Origin of the sequence: Bradyrhizobium sp. STM 3809 (assembly GCF_000239795.1) — a bacterium.
Lineage (GTDB): Bacteria > Pseudomonadota > Alphaproteobacteria > Rhizobiales > Xanthobacteraceae > Bradyrhizobium.
The window spans coordinates 1-2,263 of record NZ_CAFJ01000122.1; the positions used below are offsets into that span (position 1 = coordinate 1).

Below are 2,263 nucleotides of genomic sequence, written 5' to 3' on the forward strand. Positions count from 1 at the left end.
AGTTGAAGGTCATCCAGGGCGACAGGGGTGCGTGATCGACGCGAAGCCGCTGATGGTCAAAGTCCATCGGACGTAGCCCGGATGAGTGGAGCGACATCCGGCTTCATGCAAGCTCGGAGTGCTGGCGAGAGCGCTGGTCAACTGACTTGTTCTCACGTCAGCGATGCGTTTCCACTCCTCGCCCTGAGGAGCTCGCCGGAGGCGGGCGTCTCGAAGGGCGAGGCCCCGCCTCGGGCCTCATGGTTCGAGACGCGCCGCGCGCGGCGCTCCTCACCATGAGGGTTGGCGCCGAGACCGGCGCCGCAGCCGTGCGATAGCCTTACGCCTTCTCCTTCGCGACAGCTGCATCCTTCAGCTTGCCGATGGCGTCCTTCACGGCCGGGTCCAGGCCTTCGCCGCCGGCGTCGTGATGCGCGTAGATCGTCTTGAGCATGCGCGGGTCCCAGAACTTCTTGATGTGCTCGGCAACGCCGGCGACCTCCTTGTCGCGGCCCTGGCTCTGGAAGAACTTGCCGATCTGGTTCGCCATATAGACGAGGCGGTCGTGGGTGCTGCTATGCGACATGGGGCTTGTCCGTCTGAGGTGATTGCGCGCGCGGCTCGGCGCTCGCGACGATGCGGTCGGGGTGGGTGAAGATTTCAAAGCCGTCGTTGCGGGCCACCGCGATCAGGGTGATGCCGGCGGCCTCGGCCATGCGGATGGCGAGCGCGGTCGGCGCCGACACCGCGACCAGCACCGGGGCGCCCATTGCGGCGGCCTTCTGCACCAGCTCGACGGAGACGCGGCTGGTCATGATGACCAGGCCCTCGCTCGCGGCGGTCTGCGTCTGCGCGAGATGGCCGGCGAGCTTGTCGAGCGCGTTGTGGCGGCCGACATCCTCGCGCAGGCTCACGATGCCGCGGGCCGGGGTCCAGAACGCCGCGGCATGCACCGCGCGGGTCTCGTGGTTGAGCTTCTGCAGCGGCTCGATCGCGGCCAGCGCGGCCATGATGTCGCGCGGGGCGAAGCGCCGGCCGGCCGGAACATGGGCGGCGGGCCGCACGGCTTCGGCGAGGGAGTCGATTCCGCACAGGCCGCAGCCGGTGGGGCCGGCGATGTTGCGGCGGCGCTCGGCGAGGCGTTCGGCGAGCGTGTCGGGCAGCCACATCCTGAGCTCGATGCCATCGTCCAGCTCGACAATATCGAGCGAGACGATGTCATCGCGGCTCCTGATAAGCCCCTCGTTCAGGCTGAAGCCGATGGCGAAGTCGGAAAGATCGTGCGGCGTCGCCATCATGACGGCCTGGGTGCCGCCATTGTAGGTCAGCGCGACCGCGGTCTCCTCCGGCACGCGGCGGTGGCCCTCGGTGAGGGCTCCGTCGCGCCAGACCAGACGATCCGCGATGCGCACTGCATCTCGCATGCTACTCCGCCGCCTCCACGATCGGGGCGATGCGGCGCGAGTTGCGGGCCTGCTCGTCATAGGCCTTCTGCCAGTCCGACGGACCGTTGGACTGCGACACCTGCACCGCCGTGACCTTGTACTCCGGACAGTTGGTCGCCCAGTCGGAGTAGTCGGTGGTGATGACGTTGGCCTGCGTCAGCGGGTGGTGGAACGTGGTGTAGACCACGCCCGGCGCCACGCGCTCGGAGATCAGCGCATGCAAGGTGGTCTCGCCGGCGCGGCTGGTCAGCCGCACCCAGTCGCCGTCGCGGATGCCGCGCTGCTCGGCGTCGTGCGGATGGATCTCCAGGACGTCCTCGCCATGCCACACCACGTTGTCGGTGCGCCGCGTCTGGGCGCCGACATTGTACTGCGACAGGATGCGGCCGGTGGTCAGCAGCAGCGGGAAACGCGGGCCGGTACGCTCGTCGGTCGCGACATATTCGGTGACCACGAACTTGCCCTTGCCGCGGACGAAGCCGTCGACATGCATGATCGGCGAGCCCTCGGGATGCTGCTCGTTGCAGGGCCACTGCACCGAGCCCATCTCATCGAGCTTCTTGAAGGAAACGCCGGCGAAGGTCGGGGTCAGCGCCGCGATCTCGTCCATGATCTCGGACGGATGGCTGTACGTCATCTCGAAGCCCATCGCCTTGGCGAGGCCGATCGTGACCTCCCAGTCGGCGAGGCCGTTGCGCGGGGTCATCACCTTGCGCACGCGCTGGATGCGGCGCTCGGCATTGGTGAAGGTGCCGTCCTTCTCCAGGAAGGTCGAGCCGGGCAGGAAGACGTGGGCGTAGTTGGCGGTTTCGTTCAGGAACAGGTCCTGCACGATGACG

3 protein-coding genes are annotated in these 2,263 nt (G+C 67.8%); all 3 read right to left on the minus strand.

Features of this window, described 5'->3' with window-relative positions; translation table 11 throughout:
- Positions 1-319 precede the first annotated feature (319 nt).
- Positions 320-565, minus strand: a complete 246-nt coding sequence (locus tag BRAS3809_RS06125; RefSeq protein ID WP_008961224.1) for a formate dehydrogenase subunit delta — start codon at positions 563-565, stop codon at positions 320-322.
- On the minus strand, positions 555-1,391 hold the full coding sequence (fdhD, locus tag BRAS3809_RS06130) for a formate dehydrogenase accessory sulfurtransferase FdhD (protein WP_008961225.1): 837 nt from the start codon (positions 1,389-1,391) through the stop codon (positions 555-557). The genes BRAS3809_RS06125 and fdhD overlap by 11 nt, the downstream gene beginning before the upstream one ends.
- 13 nt (positions 1,392-1,404) lie before the next feature.
- Positions 1,405-2,263, minus strand: an 859-nt coding sequence (locus tag BRAS3809_RS06135) for a molybdopterin oxidoreductase family protein (protein ID WP_035655493.1), incomplete at its 5' end; no start/stop codon positions are given.

What these genes read in the sequence shown, in the direction of transcription:
- BRAS3809_RS06125 (WP_008961224.1), bottom strand. Translation starts at nt 565, where the DNA reads ATGTCGCATAGCAGCACCCACGACCGCCTCGTCTATATGGCGAACCAG.